Raw genomic sequence first — 15,412 nt, 5'->3', positions numbered from 1 at the left:
CGTGAGGTGCACTCAACCCTCGCGGGCCCGCCGTTCGGGCGCACCGGAGAACCGCCCCTTGTCCGATGCCCTCTCGTCCCTGACGGCGCCCGGCTACGTGCCGCCGGTGCCGCCCCTCGCCGAGCGGGTCGGCTGGCTCCGGCTCCTCGGCGCCTTCCGGCGCAACACCCTGGAGGCGTTTCCCCGCGCCTGCCTCGACGCGCCGGCGGTGACGATCCCGCTGCCCGGGGGTGGGCGGATGGTGCTGCTCTCGACCCCGGCCGGCGCCCGGCAGGTCCTCCTCACCGCCACCGAGGACTTCGCGCGCCTGCCCGCCGGCCGGCGGGTGATCGGGCCGATCGCCGGGCGCGGCCTGGTCCTCGCCGACGGCGAGGCCTGGCGCCACCAGCGCAAGGTGCTGGCCCCGGCCTTCACGCCCCGTACTCTGCCGATGATGCTGCGCTTCGTCGCCCGCAGCGCGGAGGAGTCCTGCCGCCGGCTGGAGGCCGGCCTCGGCGCACCCGCGGATCTGCGCAGCGAGATGCAGCGCGTCGCCCTCGACATCGCCACCACCTCGATGTTCTCGCTGGAGACCGGGGCGCTCGGCGCCGAGATCCGCTCCCTCGTCTCCGGCTACCTCGACCGGCTGGGCAAGCCGACCGTGGCCGATTTCCTGCTGCCGCCGGGCTGGCCGACCCCGTCGAGCCCGCGCCGGGCGCTGTTCCGCCGCCGCTGGCTCCGGCTGGTGCGGGCGGTGCTGGAGGCGCGGCGCGAGCAGGGAGCTCAAGGATTCGGGGCGCAGGGCGCGCCGCGCGACCTGTTCGACCTCCTGATCGAGGCCCATGGCGACGCGCCGGGCGGGCTCCTCGCCGACGAGGTCGGCACCCTGATCGTCGCCGGCCACGAGACCACCGCCTCGACCCTGTTCTGGGCCTGCACCCTGCTCGCCCGCGAGCCGGGGATGCAGGACGCGCTGGCCGAAGAGGCCGCCGGGCTCGACCTGTCCGAGACGGGCGCCGCCGGGGCGCTGCCCGCGCTACGGCTGGCGAAGGCGGTGGCGCAGGAGACCCTGCGGCTCTATCCCCCGGTCTACGTCATCGCACGCCGCGCCGCGCGGACGAGCGTGGTCGAGGGCACCGAGATCCCGGCCGGCAGCATCGTGATGATCCCGACCTGGGTGCTCCACCGCAATCCGCGCTGGTGGGACCGGCCGGAGACCTTCGACCCGGGACGCTTCCTCGACCGCCCGGAGCCCGACCGCTTCGTCTACCTGCCGTTCGGCGCCGGCCCCCGGATCTGCATCGGCGCGCAGCTCGCCTTGTCCGAGGCGACCCTGGTGCTGGCCCGCCTCGCCCGCGCGTTCCACCTGCGGCTCGCCGACGACCGGCCGGTCCTGCCGGTGGCGACAACGACGGTGCGGCCGGACCACGTGCCGCGCTTTCATCTGGCGCGCCGCGCCGGTTGAGCCTGCCGCCCGCGCGAAAATGCTCTATGGGGCTGTGCAGGCGGCCGGTCGTCGGCCCGGCGATCGAGAGACAGTGACACGGTGCGACCCTGGCGCAGCGGCCCGTCCGACCGGCGCGGCTACCATCACGGCAACCTCAAGGAGGCCCTGATCGAGGCCGCGCGCCGCTTCATCGCGGAGCGCGGGATCGGCGGCTTCACCCTGGTCGATGCGGCGCGCCTCGTCGGCGTCTCGCCGGCGGCGCTCTACCGCCACTTCCGCGGCCGCGAGGCGCTGCTGGAGGAGGTCGCCGAGCGCGGCTTCACCGAACTCGCCGCCCGCCTCGCCCGGGCGCTCCGCGGCCCCGGCACGCCGCTGGAGCGCTTCACCCGCATGGGCGAGGCCTACCTGACCTTCGCCGAGGAGGAGCCCGGCTACTACGCGGCGATCTTCGAGGCCCGGCCCCTCGGCCCCGACGGTTGCCCGCCCGCACAGGCCCCACGCGACCGCGATGCCTTCGGCCTTCTGGTCGAGGCCCTGAAAACTACGTTCCCGGACGGATTCGCGGCCGGGGTCGATCCGCGCTTCATCGCCCTGGAGGTCTGGGCGCTCTCCCACGGCATCGCGACCCTGTCCGCCGCCGGCCGGCTGCCGACGGGCCCGGGACTGCCGACGAAGTACGATCTGCTGCGCGCCGGCGTGCTCGCGATGGTGCACGGGGCGACGGCCCGGGCGGGGTAGGGGCGGCGGCCGGTCGTTCCCGAGGCATCGGCGCAGGCCGGTACGAAACGGCAGACTTGATTCCACAGACAGGAGTCAGACCCTCCAGGTCATTCCAAGCTCCGCTGCGCGGCCCCGGAATGACCCTGTGGGTATTGTGTCTGTGGTGTCACGTCGAACAGGCGCTCAATGCCCCGACGCCAGCGCCGCCCCCGGCTTGTCGTGGGTCCCGAGCGTCTCGACCAGCGTCGCCGAGGCCGCGTTGAGCCCGGCGATCTCCACCGGCACGCCGTGGTGGCGGAACTTCAGCACCACCCGGTCGAGGGCGTTGACGGCGGTGAGGTCCCAGAAATGGGCCTGCGTCACGTCGATCACGACGCCCAACAGATCCTCCTCGCGGAAGTCGAAGCCGGCGTGGAAGGCCTCCGCCGTGGCGAAGAAGATCTGACCGGTGACCCGGTATGTGCGGGTTCCGCCCTCGCGGGTCGAGGCGACGGCGAAGAAGCGGGTGACCTTGTGGGCGAAGAACAGCCCGCTCAGGACGACGCCGAACAGCACGCCCTTGGCGAGGTCGTGGGTCGCGACCACCACCGCCACGGTGCCGAGCATCACGATGCTCGACGTGGTCGGGTGGGTGACGAGGGTGCGGATCGAGCGCCACTGGAAGGTGTTGATCGACACCATGATCATCACCGCGACGAGGGCCGCCATCGGGATCTGCGCCACGTAGGGGCCGAGCACCACGATCAGGAACAGCAGGAAGGCGCCGGCCCACAGGGTCGAGAGCCGCCCGCGTCCGCCCGACGAGACGTTGATCACCGACTGGCCGATCATCGCGCAGCCGGCCATGCCGCCGAACAGGCCGGCGGTGACGTTGGCGAGGCCCTGGCCGGCGCATTCGCGGTTCTTGTTCGAGGTGGTGTCGGTGCGCTCGTCGACGATCGCGGCGGTCATCAGGCTCTCGAGCAGGCCGACCATGGCGAGCGTCAGAGAATACGGCAGGATGATCCGCAGGGTCTCGAGGGTGAGGGGCACGGAGGGGAGCGCAAAGGCCGGCAACTCGCTGGGCAGCGCCCCCATGTCGCCGACGGTGCGGATCCCGAGGCCGAGGCTCATCGAGACGGCGGTGAGCAGCACGATGGTGACGAGCGCCGACGGCACCGCCTTCGTCAGGTACGGCAGGCCGTAGATCAGCGCGAGGCCGGCGGCGGTCATCGCGTAGACGACCGGCCCGCGGCCGATCAGCTCCGGCATCTGCGCGAGGAAGATCAGGATCGCCAGCGCATTGACGAAGCCGGTGACGACCGAGCGCGAGACGAAGCGCATCAGGTTGCCGAGCTTGAACGCCCCGGCGGCGATCTGGATCAGGCCGGTCAGGATCGTCGCGGCGAAGAGGTGGCCGAGCCCGTGATCCTTCACCAGCGTCGTCATCACCAGCGCCATCGCGCCGGTGGCCGCCGAGATCATCGCCGGTCGCCCGCCGGCGATGGCGGTGACGACGGCGATGCAGAACGAGGCGTAGAGCCCGACCTTCGGATCGACCCCGGCGATGATCGAGAAGGCGATCGCTTCCGGGATGAGGGCGAGCGCCACGACGGTGCCGGCCAGGATTTCGCGCGTGACGTCGGGCGCCCATTCGCGCCGCAGGCGGACGAGATTCATGAGGAGAGCTTTCAGGGTGGCGCGACGAAGCGCGCGAGACCAGCCGGCCGCGGGCAGCGGACGGGCACGAGAGACCAGACGTGCGAAGAGGACGCGGGAGAGCGGGGCGCTACGGCGGCGTGGGCCGCGAGACCGGTATGGCTCGATCCTGCATCATGATTCGTGGCCTAGCACGGAGTTTCGCTGCGCCGCAACCGGGCGGGGGGATTAAAGTTTTGGCCACGGGCGTAGCACGACACAAGGGAACAACCACAACGGGAATGGCACGGGTTTCGCCCTCCCCCCTCTGCGGGGGAGGGTGCCCCGCGAATGCGGGGCGGGAGAGGGGAGCCACGTTTCCGGAATAGACTGAACCGTTCTGAAGGGCGCCACCTAGATCAGCGTCGCGGTCCCCTCTCCCGGCCTGCTCCGCAGGCCACCCTCCCCCGCAGAGAGGGGAGGGGGAAGCCCGCGCCCTTTCTTTCCCGGAAGCCCTGCACGGGCGGGTTGAGGGGAGAAGCCCCCGCCATGTATGAAAAAGGCCCGCCCCTCGACGGAGGGACGGGCCTTGTCGATGCAGAGCCTAGCTCGGCCCTCTCAGGCCGGGATCAGCGGATCCCGCCGGGCCGCGTTCTCCGGCACGCCGTCCTTGGCCTTCTGCTTCGGCGGCGGGCCGAGGAAGGCCGGCACGATGAAGAACGCCGCGACGAGGGTGAAGAACAGCGACAGGGCGAGCAGCTTGCCCATGCTGGCGGTGCCCGGGTGGCTCGACAGCACCAGCGAGCCGAAGGCGGTGCCGGTGGTGAGCGCCGAGAAGAAGATCGCCCGGGTCAGGCTCGAGGCCAGCATGTCGGCGACGCCGGCCCGCCAGGCGATCACGTAGTAGATGTGGAAGGCCACGCCCACCGCCAGCATCAGCGGCAGCGCGATGATGTTGGCGAAGTTCAGCGGCATGCCGATCAGGTAGAGCGCCTCCAGCGTCCACAGGGTGGCGAGCACCAGCGGTCCGAGGGCCATCGCGACGTCCCAGGGCCGGCGCAGCGCCACCGACAGGATGATGAAGATCGAGAGCAGCGCCAGCAGGCCCGCCTCGATGAAGGCGCCGAGGATGGTGTGGCTCGACCGGGTGGTGGCGACCGGCGCGCCGGTGGCGTGCGGCGCGACGCTCAGCACTTCTTTCGAGAAGCGCCGCAGCACCGCGTTGTCGTTCGAGTTGCCCTTCGGCTGGACCTCGATCCGGGCCTTGCCGTCGGCGGCGACCCAGTCGGAGCGGATCTGCGCCGGCAGATTCTCCAGGGTGATCTTGGCCGGCGCGAGCAGGCTGCGCAGGCGGGTGAGCAGCGCCTTGAGGTTCGGCACCACTGCGTTGGCGGCGGCCTCGCGCACCGACGGCTCGGCGCCGGCGAGGCGGTCGAGGGTGTCGGTGAAGCCCTGGATCGTGGCGAGCGGGCCGGCGGCATTCGCTGCCCCTTGCGCGCCCTGCGAGATGCCGCGCAGAGCCGTCACGGCGTTGCGGATCGCCGTCACCACCTCGCGGTCATTCGGCGCCGGCGCCACGCGGGGTGGATTGAGCACCGGCCCCATAACCTGCGCGGCGTCCTCGATGGTCGCGAGCTTCTGGTCCTGGTCGGCGGGCACGAAGGTGTCGATGTCGATCACCCCGGCGACGCTCGGCAGCGCCATCAGCTTCTTGACCATCGGGGCGATGGCGTCGCGGTTGGGCACCACCACGTCGATGGTGTTGGGGCTGGTCTTCGGATCCTTGGTCAGGTCGAGATAGGTCGCAACCGATTCCACCTTCGCGCTGCGCAGGTGCATCGGGTTCGAATCGAACGGCAGCCAGTAGAGCAGCGGCAGGCCCGCCACCGTGACGAGGCCGGTGAGCACCAGGACCAGCTTGCGGTTGGCGAGGATCCAGTGATCGACCGAGGCCATGCTGGCGGTGCCGACCTCCTGCTTCTCACCCGGCGGCCGCAGGACGGCGATGAGCGCCGGCAGCATGGTGAGGGAGGCGAGATAGGCGACGATCATGCCGACGCCGGCGATCAGGCCGAGCTCGGACACGCCGCGGAAATCGGTCGGCAGGAACGAGAAGAAGCCGGCGAGCAGCGACACCGCCGCCAGCGTCAGCGACCAGCCGACGCCGCGGGCCGCCGAGCGGATCGCCTGGACGAGGTCCGATTCGGCGAAGCGGTCGGCGCGGTAGCGCACGGCGAACTGGATGCCGAAATCGATGCCGAGGCCGACGAACAACGCCGCGAAGGCGACCGAGATCGGGTTCAGCTCCCCGACCATCAGGAGGCCGAGGGCGGCGGTGACGATCAGGCCCGCGAAGGTGGTGATGAGCACCGCGATGACGAGGCTGCCCGAGCGCAGGGCCAGCCACAGGAACAGCACGATGGCGCCGCCGGTGACCGAGTAGTTCAGGCCCGCATCGTCGGCGAGGGTCGCGAACTCGTCGTCCGCCACCGCGACCTGTCCGGTGAGCCGCACCCGCACGCCGTTGGCCTCGGTCAGGCCGAGGTTGCGGGCGGTCTCGCGGATTAGCTGGGTCGCCTTCTCGCCGGGCTGGAGGGCGTCGTAGTCGAGCACCGGCTGGGCGATGACGAAGCGGCGCAGGTCGCTCGGCTCCGCCTTGCCGCCGGCGAGCAGCAGCTGCCACGAGAGCTGCGCCGGCTCGCCCTTGAGAACCTTGTCGAAGACATCCTTCATCTGGCCCATCGGGCCGACGAGGTCGTCGGGCTTGGCCTGGCCGGCCTTCACCCCCTGGGCCCCCATCACCATCGCCTGCATGATGCCGCGCAAGGATGGGTCGGCGGCGAGCGGCCCGAGCAGGCCCTGCTGCTGGATCAGCTTCTCGGTGGTCTGCTCCAGGTCCTTCTGGGGCATCAAGAGCAGGCCGTTCTTGTCGAAGAAGGGGCCGCCGTCGGGCCGGTAGACCACCGGCAGCAGGTCCTTGCGCGAGGACAGGGCCTGGGTCAGGCGGTTCGCCGCCTCCTCGGCCTGTTCCGGCGTCTGCCCGTCGATGACGGCGACGAGCAGGTTGCTGCGCTGCGGAAACGTCTTCTCGAACTGGATCTCGTCCTGGCGCCAGGGCACGTCGGGCGTGATCAGGCGCTCGACGTCGGTGTTGATCCGGAAGAGGTGCGCCGCCGTGACGGCGCTCGCGACGGTGAGCAGCAGCGCCGCCACGAGGACGAGCCAGCGCCGGTGTACGGAAAACGCCACGAGCCGTTCGATCACGATGCGAAGCCTGCCTCTAGCTCGCGGGCCACGCGGCGGCCCGGTGAAATCCTGATGATCGGCCCGACGGCCCCACCGGGACCGCGGTGTCCCGTGCAAGGCCCGCACCGGCCGGGACCAAGATAGCGCGCGGGGCGGCGGCGCCCATGGTCGCGGGGTGCATCGGCGTCACGGCCACGCTCGAAGGAGCCCGTCCGTGGCGCGCTAGGTAATGACCCGCAGGCCCGATTGCAACGCATTGGTCCGAAACGGATCCCCGAGCCGGGGCGCGTCCGTCGCCCACAGGAGCCGCGTGGGCTCGGCTTTACGCCGTCGCGGCGGGCGCCCTACACCTCGGGGCGGAAAGGGCTTTCGGCCAGGGCCGAGCCCGGACCGGGATCGCGGCGAGAGGGATGGAGGAAAGGTGGCGGGAAGGGGTGAGAACGGGCTCGACCTCGTGCTGGCCCAGCCGAGGGGCTTCTGCGCCGGGGTGGTGCGGGCGGTCGACATCGTCGAGCGAGCGCTCGCCCAGGGTGATCGCGCCGTCGGCGATCCCGCGGTCTATGTCCGCCACGAGATCGTCCATAACGGCCGCGTCGTCGCCGACCTGAAGGCCAAGGGCGCCCGCTTCGTCGAGAGCCTCGACGAGGTGCCGGATGGCGCCACCACGATCTTCTCGGCCCACGGCGTGTCGCGGGCGGTGGAGGCGGAGGCCGCCCGCCGGGGGCTGCCCGTCATCGACGCGACCTGCCCGCTCGTCGCCAAGGTCCACAAGCAAGGGCAGCTCTACGCCGCGCAGGGGCGCACCGTGATCCTGATCGGACATGCCGGCCACGCCGAGGTCGAGGGCACGCTCGGGCGGATCGACGGCGCGGTCCACCTCGTCGGCAGCGCCGCGGAGGCGGAGAGCCTCGATTTGCCCGCCGACACGAAGCTCGCCTACGTCACCCAGACGACGCTCAGCGTCGACGACACGCGGGCGATCATCGCGGTGCTGGCCCGGCGCTTCCCCGACCTCGTCGGACCCGAGACGAAGGACATCTGCTACGCGACCCAGAACCGCCAGGCCGCCGTGCGGGCGCTCGCCGAAATCGCCGACGTGATCCTGGTGGTCGGCGCGCGCAACTCCTCGAACTGCAACCGCCTGCGCGAGATCGCCGCCGAGGCCGGCCGGCCGAGCCATCTCGTCGAGGGCGAGGAGGATGTGGATCGAATCGATTTCGGCGCCGCCCGGACCCTCGGCCTCACCGCCGGCGCCTCGACGCCGGAGGTGGTCATCGCCGAGGTGATTGCTGCGCTGCAGCGTCGCACCCCCCTGCGGATTTCTACTCTCCCGGGCGTTATCGAGAGCGTGAACTTCCCGCTCCCGTCGAGTTTGGGCCACACTTAGGCGCTTCCGCACCCAGCCTGGACCCTTTCGAACCTAGCTTGCTGGAAATTCGCCGCTTTTCGGGCTAATCAGCCCGCTTGGCACAGCACTCGACACGAACCACGACACAAGGAGCCTTGGTCTTGGGCATTCCTCTCCGGTACGTCGCGAAGATCGGCGGCTACATCCTCAAGCAGCACCTCACCGGCCGCAAGCGCTACCCGCTTGTCATGATGATGGAGCCGTTGTTCCGGTGCAATCTCGCCTGCGCAGGCTGCGGCAAGATCGACTATCCGGACGAGATTCTCAACAAGCGCCTGCCGGTCGACGAAGCACTCGAGTCGGTCCGCGAGTGCGGTGCACCCGTCGTGGTCATCGCCGGCGGCGAGCCGCTGCTGCACAAGGACCTGCCGCAGATCGTCGAGGGCATCATCGCCCAGAAGAAGTTTGCGATCGTCTGCACCAACGCGCTGCTGCTCGAGAAGAAGATCGCGCAGTACAAGCCGAGCCCGTATTTCACCTGGTCGATCCATCTCGATGGCGACAAGGAGATGCACGACCAGTCGGTGTGCCAGCGCGGCGTCTACGACAAGGCGGTGGCGGCGATCCAGAAGGCCAAGGAGATGGGCTTCCGGGTCACGATCAACTGCACCTTCTTCAACAACTCCTCGGCGGACAAGATCGCCGACTTCTTCGACAGCGTGACCCGGATGGGCATCGACGGCATCACCGTCTCCCCCGGCTACGCCTACGAGCGCGCCCCCGACCAGCAGCACTTCCTCAACCGCCGGGCGACCAAGGACCTGTTCCGCGGCGTGTTCCGCCTCGGCAAGGAGAAGGGCCGCGAGAAGTGGACCTTCCAGCAGTCGGGCCTGTTCCTCGACTTCCTGGCCGGCAACCAGACCTACCACTGCACGCCGTGGGGCAACCCGACCCGGACGGTCTTCGGCTGGCAGAAGCCGTGCTACCTGCTCGGCGAGGGCTACGCCAAGACCTTCAAGGAGCTGATGGAGACCACGGACTGGGACGCCTACGGCACCGGCAACTACGAGAAGTGCGCCGACTGCATGGTGCATTCGGGCTACGAGGCCTCCTCGGTGGTCGATTCGGTGAAGAAGCCGTGGAAGCCGGTGATCTACGCCCTGCGCGGGATCAAGACCGAGGGCGAGATGGCTCCCGAGATCTCCCTCGAGAACCAGCGCCCGGCCGAGTTCGTGTTCTCACGCAACGTCGCGCAGAAGCTCTCCGAGATCCGGGACGCCAAGGCCGACGCCAAGAAGCGCGCGACAGCGGCCTAACGCGGCGAAGGCCGCCGACGAGTCGCGGGCGAGGCGAACCAGCCCGCCCACGCTCGCCGAGCGGCGCGCCAGAGCCGCCAGGACGGCGAGGATATCGGGCTCGCCGTCAGGCTTGAGGGCCTTGGCGATCGCCGCCGGCAGGGCGCGGTCGGCGGGGTCGCACACCACCCGCACGGCGCAGAACGGCAGGCCGTGCGCCTCGGCGAAGGCCGCCGCGACCTGCGATTCCATGTCGACCGCCGCGGCGCCGGTCTCGGCGCGAAGAAGCGCCTTGGCGTGCGGCGACAGCACCGCCGCCTCCACGCCCGCCACATCCGCCCGGATCACCCGCACCGGCGCGTCCGCCAGCCGCCGGGCCAAAGCCGCGACGACCTGGGGATGCGCGGCGATCCGCTGCCCGCCGGCCACCACCCCGGTCGCCACCACGACGTCGCCCGGCACGAGGTTGGGATCGAGCCCGCCGGCGATGCCGATGCTCATCACCGCCCGGCAGCCCGGGCCGTCGCGCCCCTTCAACAGGTCCCGCAATCGCTCCGGATTGCCCCCGGCCCCCACCGTCGCCACGCCGGGACCGGCGGCGAGCCGCGCCTCGCGGGCAAGCCCGGTCACGGCCAGCACGGGATGCGGCCCGTTCGGACCCTTGGTGTCCTCGACGACGATCATGCGGGGCTCTTGAGGAGATTCGGCAGGGGAGGGAGGGTGCGAGGCATCCCTCATACCAGAGCGGGTGCGGCGGTCCTGTGGCGCCGGTGTCACGGATCGGGCCCGGGTCAGGCCGTCTCATAGAACAGGACCCGCCCTTCGGGTCGCAACTGCTGCAAGCAGTCGAAGTCGACGACGTTCGCGGTGAGCAGGGCGCAGCCGAGCCGGCGCGCCTGAAAGAACAACGTGCAATCATGCAGCGCCTTCATGCGCTTGTCCTTGGCGTAGCCCTGGAGGCGGCACAGGATTCCGGCATAGACCGCGGCGTCGGTCATCACGTCCCTGGCGGGCAGGTGCAGGCGGTGCGGGGGGATCCCGTCGAGGATTTTGCGGATGGCCGCGACGTTCGCCTTCTTGCGCGACCCCGCACCACGTCACGATTCCGGATCGGCCCTGGTCGAGAACCGGTCGCGGGCGGTGAAGCGGTCGGCCGGCAGGCCGGAGGGCAGGGTGCCGCGGTAGATCTCGCGCGAGAGGAACGAGCGCTCGATCTCGATCTGCTCCTCGTCGAGGTCGACGTACCAGCAGCGGCGCCGGGGCGACCAGCGGTAGTTGCGGTCCTTGAGCCGGTCCTTGAGGGCGATCGGCGCGTCGGAGGCCCAGAGCCGCACCGTCGGCCGGCGTGCCGCCTCGAGGAGAGCGGCGAGCGCCAGGCGTCCCGAGGCGCGCAAGGGGCGTGCGAGGATCGCCAGCAGCGCCTCGCAATCGTCGATCGCCCGGTGGCCATTGTGGAAATGGCCGTGATCGGCGAGCAGGTGGCCGAGCCGCATGCCCTCGTGCCCTTCGTTCCGCCACGGGATCTGGTGGCAGGAGCAGGCCCAGTTGCGCGAGACGAAGATCGGCCAGCGCCGCTCGCACATCTGCCGGTCGAAGCGGGCATTGTGGGCGATGACAACGCGGGCCTCGGCGGCCAGCGCCGCCACCGCCGCATCGTCGATGTGCTGGCCGGCGACGTCGGCGTCGGTGATGCCGGTGAGGCGCACCACCGCCTCGGGGATCGGGCCGGAGGGCTGGTGGAGCTGGTTGAACCGCTCCAGCACCCGGTAGATCCGGCCGCTGGCGCCGTACTCGAACTTGATGATGCCGAGCTCGATCACCTCGTCCGCCGCGACGTCGATGCCGGTGGTCTCGGTGTCGAGGATCAAACCGACGAAGGTCGGCTCGTCCGGCGTCTCGTCCGGTGGTGCGAAGGGGCCGAGACGGCGCAGCACCCGGTACTCGCCGGTGCGCTCCAGGATGGCGGCGATGTCGTCGAGCGCGTCGGTCAAGCGGCGTCTCACCCTGGCCTGAACGGCCGCGCGGCGGCGGCGCGTGTCGTTGCTTGCAAGCCGGATTAAACCCGCGCCCACCGCCGGGCCAAGAGCCCCGCCGCCACGCTCCACCGTATTCGCATCCGGCAAACGAACCGTCGCCGCCGCCGCGACCGGACGCCCGATCACGAAAAAAATGCCCCGCGGCCATGCGGCGGCGGGGCAGTCGAGGAGATCCGAGAGATGAGCGCCGGCAAGGGAGGGGGGAGGGCCGGCGGGTGCGACCGGCCGCCTCCTGCCGCCCGATCGAGGGTCCAACCTCCCGCCGCTGGCCCGGTTTCGGGGGGCGGCGCGGGAAACGCGTCCGGAGTAAACCTGTGGCAAGACGCGGACGGAATCCTGCGCGGAATTCGGCAGCAAGCGCCGGGATGCGCGGGCGGGCCGAGCCGGGCGAGGATGGCGCCATCGCCAGACAGGGAGGCAGACGTCATGCGCAACCCGGAGACCGACCTCGCGGCTGTGAGCGCGAGTATTGGCGCGGCCCCGGGCAGCGCCCCGTCCCTCGACGACGCGGCGCGCTTCGCCGCCATCGCCCGCCGCGACCGGGCGGCGGACGGCCTCTTCGTCTACGCGGTGCGCAGCACCGGCGTGTATTGCCGGCCGAGCTGCGCCGCCCGCCCAGCCCGGCCGGACAATGTCAGCTTTCACCCGACCTGCGCGGCGGCGGAGCGCGCGGGCTTCCGGGCCTGCCGGCGCTGCCGGCCGAACGAGGCGAGCCTGGCCGATCGCCAGGCCGAGGCGGTGGCCCGGGCCTGCCGGCTCATCGAGGCGGCGGAGACGCCGCCGGCGCTCGCCGACCTCGCGGCGGCGGCGTCCTTGAGCCCCTACCACTTCCACCGGGTATTCAAGCAGGTCACCGGGGTGACGCCGCGGGCCTACGGCGCGGCGCATCGCGCGGCGCGGGCGGCGGAGGGGTTGCGCCAGGGTGGGACGGTGACCGCGGCGATCTTCGAGGCCGGCTACGGCGCGGCGAGCCGGTTCTACGCCGCCGCGCCGGCACGCCTCGGCATGACGCCCACGGCCTATCGCCGGGGCGGGGAGGGGGCGGCGATCCGCTTCGCGGTCGGCGCCTGCTCGCTCGGCCACGTCCTCGTGGCGGCAACGGAGACCGGCGTGTGCGCGATCCTCCTCGGCGACGATCCCGACGCCCTGCTGCGCGACCTCCAGGACCGCTTTCCGAAGGCGGCCCTGACCGGCGGCGACCACGAGTTCGAGGCCGTGGTGGCGCAGGCCGTCGGTCTCGTCGAGGCGCCCGGCCAGGGCACGGCCCTGCCGCTCGACATCGGCGGCACCGCCTTCCAGCAGCGGGTGTGGCAGGCCCTGCGGGCGATCCCGCCCGGGCGCACCGCGACGTACGCGGAGGTCGCCCAGGCGATCGGCGCGCCCGCGGCGGCCCGGGCGGTCGCGCTCGCCTGCGGCGCCAACCCGATCGCGGTGGCGATTCCCTGCCACCGGGTGGTACGGCAGGACGGCAGCCTCTCGGGCTACCGCTGGGGCGTCGACCGCAAGCGGGCGCTTCTCGATCGGGAGCGGGCGGACAGGGCCTGATCGCGGACCGCTCCCCGGACGCCGCCTCGCCGTCCCGCCCGCAATGCGGGACGGCTCAGGCGGCAGCCTGAGCCTTCCTTTAAGGAACACGGAATGGAATTTGCGCCGGCGACGGATCGACGGGCCGGGACCGGCGTTCTGTTCCTGACCCCTTCCGCAAAGGTCGTGGCCGGGGTCGAGGGGAGATCCACCGCGCGAGCCTCCCCGCTTGGAGCGCCCAACCCATGTCGTGCCGCCACAACGCCGTCGCTCCCCTGCCGCACATGATCGCGTCGGCGCCGTCGCACCTGCGCAAGTGGCGCCGCTTCCCGCGGACCTTGCCGCCGGCGGCCAACGACAACGTGCGCCGGGGCAGCGCCGCCGAGGCCGGCTTGTGGGCCGCGGCGCTCGGCGCCACCGCCACGATGGTGGCGGTGCTGCTCGTCGGGATGATGGTGTGAGGGGTCCGGCTCAGCGGCCGGTCTTCTGCCGCCAGGCCGCGAAATCGGCCTTGGCCTGCTCGTCGATCAGCGGATAGAGGCCGATCACGGCGCGGCCGTTCTGGACCTCCTCCAGCACGAAATCCTCGAACACCGTCATCTCGGCCGCTTCCGCCGCGACCTCGTCGGCGATGTTCGCCGGGATCACGATCACGCCCTCGGCGTCGCCCACCACCACGTCGCCGGGCCACACCGCGACGTCGCCGCAACCGATCGGCACGTTGATGTCGAGGGCCTGGTGCAGGGTCAGGTTGGTCGGCGCGGAGGGGCGGTTGTGGTAGGCCGGGAAGGGCAGGGCGCCGATCTCGGGCGAATCGCGAAAGCCGCCATCGGTGACGACGCCCGCCGCGCCGCGCTTCATCAGCCGCGTTACCAGGATCGCCCCGGCGGAGGCCGCGCGCGGGTTCTTGCGGCTGTCCATCACCAGCACCGCACCCTCGGGGCACTGGTCGACGGCGACGCGCTGCGGGTGGGTGGGATCACGGAACACCGCGAGCGTGTTCAAGTCCTCGCGGGCCGGGATGTAGCGCAGGGTGTAGGCCTCGCCGACCATCGTCCCGGCATTCGGGTTGAGGGGGCGCACGTCCTGGATGAACTGGTTGCGCAAGCCGCGCTTGTACAGGGCGGTGGCCAGGGTCGCGGTGCTGACGGATTTCAGCGTCGCGCGGGTCTCGGGGCTCAGGGGCATCGTTGCTCTCCGGTCGGGGGCGCGGCCGGGGACGATCCGGGAAGTCCGGCCTTCGCAGGCTGTACCGCCCGCGTCCGCTCCTCCCCACCGCGCCGGACGGCTTCGCCGCTCCGCGGCCACCCGGGGGTGGCCTGTTGACGCGCGCATTGAAGCACTAATGTTTTAGTACATCAACCGAGTTGTCGGGGGCGAGCACAACTTGAGCCCTTCCCCTCCACGGGGGAGGGTTGGCCCCCGCCTCCAGCAGGGGCAGGGAGAGGAGAACCCGCTTCCGGAGAGATCGCGGCCGTCACGAAGGCCGCGAACTGGATGAGCGTCGCTCTTTCCCACTCCCGGCCTGCTTCGCAGGCCACCCTCCGCCGATCCAAGTCGGGCTTGGCCGACATGGGCAGGTGGATGCGGATCTCCGGCAAGCCCGAGTTCCGTGGGGGGAAGATTCCATCCGCGCCTTATCCGGTGATGGGCGCCCGCCTCACTTCTTGCGCGGCGCTGGCGGCGGCGGGGTCGGAGGCTCGTCGCCGCCCTCGTCGGCCTCGCCGCCGCCGATGGTGGATTTCAGCGCGAAGGCGACGAGGGGGCTCGCGACGTCGACCACCTCGGCCTTGGTCAGGCCGTCCTTCGGGTCGTAGGTGCCGACGAGCATCACGGTCCGGTTCTCGGTCTTGGCGAGGTCGAGCCCGTCGCCGGCGACCGCCATCGGCTTGCCGGCGATCTCGTCGGCCTTGCGGTCGTTGGTGAACAGCACCGTGACCTTGCCGCCCTTGACCACGCCGACGTAGCAGGTCTCCTCCGGCGTGCGGCAGGGGAAGAGCATCGCGGCGGCCGGATCGGGCTGCGGCGTCTCCTTCGGCGGCGGCGCCTTCGGAGGCGGGCCCTTCGGCGCCGGCTGGGCGGCGGCCGGGATCGCGGCGGTGAGCGCGAGCAGCGTGAGGGCGAGCGCAGAGCGCATGAGTCTTTTCGTCTCCAGGAATGCCCCTTCGGAAGCCGCGAAGTGGCGCGTGCCTCCGGGAGG

13 protein-coding genes are annotated in these 15,412 nt (G+C 71.3%); 6 read left to right on the top strand and 7 right to left on the bottom strand.

What is annotated here, in order from left to right; genetic code table 11:
* The first annotated feature begins 58 nt into the window (after window positions 1–58).
* Window positions 59–1,444 (top strand): cytochrome P450, encoded by a 1,386-nt coding sequence (locus tag DK412_RS28945; RefSeq protein ID WP_245447341.1) that lies wholly within the window; start codon window positions 59–61, stop codon window positions 1,442–1,444.
* Between the two features lie 81 nt (window positions 1,445–1,525).
* Window positions 1,526–2,164: a TetR/AcrR family transcriptional regulator gene (locus DK412_RS28940; RefSeq protein WP_109974804.1), complete on the top strand. Its 639-nt coding sequence runs from the start codon at window positions 1,526–1,528 to the stop codon at window positions 2,162–2,164.
* A gap of 165 nt (window positions 2,165–2,329) precedes the next feature.
* Here DK412_RS28940 and DK412_RS28935 read toward each other — a convergent pair whose 3' ends face one another.
* A complete protein-coding gene (locus DK412_RS28935; RefSeq protein ID WP_109974803.1) occupies window positions 2,330–3,805 on the bottom strand; it encodes a SulP family inorganic anion transporter in 1,476 nt (491 codons plus the stop codon).
* A gap of 576 nt (window positions 3,806–4,381) precedes the next feature.
* Complete coding sequence (locus DK412_RS28925; protein ID WP_109974802.1) at window positions 4,382–7,027, bottom strand: MMPL family transporter; 2,646 nt, start codon at window positions 7,025–7,027, stop codon at window positions 4,382–4,384.
* 403 nt (window positions 7,028–7,430) lie between these two features.
* Between DK412_RS28925 and ispH the strand changes: the two genes are divergently transcribed.
* Both ispH and hpnH read left to right on the top strand, forming a co-directional pair.
* Window positions 7,431–8,396, top strand: coding sequence for a 4-hydroxy-3-methylbut-2-enyl diphosphate reductase (gene ispH / locus DK412_RS28920; protein ID WP_245447340.1), 966 nt, complete (start codon window positions 7,431–7,433; stop codon window positions 8,394–8,396).
* 122 nt (window positions 8,397–8,518) lie between these two features.
* The gene (gene hpnH, locus DK412_RS28915; RefSeq protein WP_048449925.1) at window positions 8,519–9,673 is read left to right on the top strand and encodes an adenosyl-hopene transferase HpnH; all 1,155 of its coding nucleotides are present in this window, start codon (window positions 8,519–8,521) and stop codon (window positions 9,671–9,673) included.
* Here the strand turns inward: hpnH and DK412_RS28910 are convergent.
* The 3 genes from DK412_RS28910 to DK412_RS28900 form a co-directional block, all read right to left on the bottom strand.
* Entirely contained in the window at window positions 9,596–10,336 is a 741-nt protein-coding gene (locus DK412_RS28910) for a phosphorylase (protein ID WP_109974800.1), read from the bottom strand. The two genes, hpnH and DK412_RS28910, sit on opposite strands and share 78 nt — an antisense overlap.
* Window positions 10,337–10,443: 107 nt before the next feature.
* A complete protein-coding gene (locus tag DK412_RS28905) occupies window positions 10,444–10,650 on the bottom strand; it encodes a hypothetical protein (protein ID WP_109974799.1) in 207 nt (68 codons plus the stop codon).
* A 99-nt stretch (window positions 10,651–10,749) separates the two neighbouring features.
* Window positions 10,750–11,643 carry a 3'-5' exonuclease gene (locus DK412_RS28900; protein ID WP_109974798.1) on the bottom strand — a complete coding sequence of 298 codons (894 nt, stop codon included), beginning with the start codon at window positions 11,641–11,643 and terminating at the stop codon, window positions 10,750–10,752.
* Window positions 11,644–12,114: 471 nt separating this feature from the next.
* Here DK412_RS28900 and ada point away from each other — a divergent pair, with 471 nt between their 5' ends.
* Both ada and DK412_RS28890 read left to right on the top strand, forming a co-directional pair.
* Complete coding sequence (gene ada / locus DK412_RS28895; protein ID WP_109974797.1) at window positions 12,115–13,233, top strand: bifunctional DNA-binding transcriptional regulator/O6-methylguanine-DNA methyltransferase Ada; 1,119 nt, start codon at window positions 12,115–12,117, stop codon at window positions 13,231–13,233.
* Window positions 13,234–13,457: 224 nt separating this feature from the next.
* Complete coding sequence (locus DK412_RS28890) at window positions 13,458–13,673, top strand: hypothetical protein (RefSeq protein ID WP_109974796.1); 216 nt, start codon at window positions 13,458–13,460, stop codon at window positions 13,671–13,673.
* Window positions 13,674–13,683: 10 nt separating this feature from the next.
* Here the strand turns inward: DK412_RS28890 and DK412_RS28885 are convergent, their stop codons facing one another.
* Both DK412_RS28885 and DK412_RS28880 read right to left on the bottom strand, forming a co-directional pair.
* On the bottom strand, window positions 13,684–14,400 hold the full coding sequence (locus tag DK412_RS28885; RefSeq protein WP_109974795.1) for a ribonuclease activity regulator RraA: 717 nt from the start codon (window positions 14,398–14,400) through the stop codon (window positions 13,684–13,686).
* Between the two features lie 472 nt (window positions 14,401–14,872).
* Entirely contained in the window at window positions 14,873–15,349 is a 477-nt protein-coding gene (locus tag DK412_RS28880; protein WP_109974794.1) for a hypothetical protein, read from the bottom strand.
* Window positions 15,350–15,412: the final 63 nt, after the last annotated feature.

It is taken from the genome of Methylobacterium sp. 17Sr1-1 (assembly GCF_003173775.1).
Lineage (GTDB): Bacteria > Pseudomonadota > Alphaproteobacteria > Rhizobiales > Beijerinckiaceae > Methylobacterium.
Note: the sequence above shows the minus strand (reverse complement) of the source record. Positions and strands in the feature narration are given on the sequence as shown.

Bases quoted from the DNA above. Each gene is read 5' to 3' on its own strand.
- DK412_RS28935 (WP_109974803.1), bottom strand. From the start codon at position 3,805: ATGAATCTCGTCCGCCTGCGGCGCGAATGGGCGCCCGACGTCACGCGC.
- DK412_RS28910 (WP_109974800.1), bottom strand. From the start codon at position 10,336: ATGATCGTCGTCGAGGACACCAAGGGTCCGAACGGGCCGCATCCCGTG.
- DK412_RS28905 (WP_109974799.1), bottom strand. From the start codon at position 10,650: ATGACCGACGCCGCGGTCTATGCCGGAATCCTGTGCCGCCTCCAGGGC.
- ada (WP_109974797.1), top strand. From the start codon at position 12,115: ATGCGCAACCCGGAGACCGACCTCGCGGCTGTGAGCGCGAGTATTGGC.
- DK412_RS28890 (WP_109974796.1), top strand. From the start codon at position 13,458: ATGTCGTGCCGCCACAACGCCGTCGCTCCCCTGCCGCACATGATCGCG.
- DK412_RS28885 (WP_109974795.1), bottom strand. From the start codon at position 14,400: ATGCCCCTGAGCCCCGAGACCCGCGCGACGCTGAAATCCGTCAGCACC.
- DK412_RS28880 (WP_109974794.1), bottom strand. From the start codon at position 15,349: ATGCGCTCTGCGCTCGCCCTCACGCTGCTCGCGCTCACCGCCGCGATC.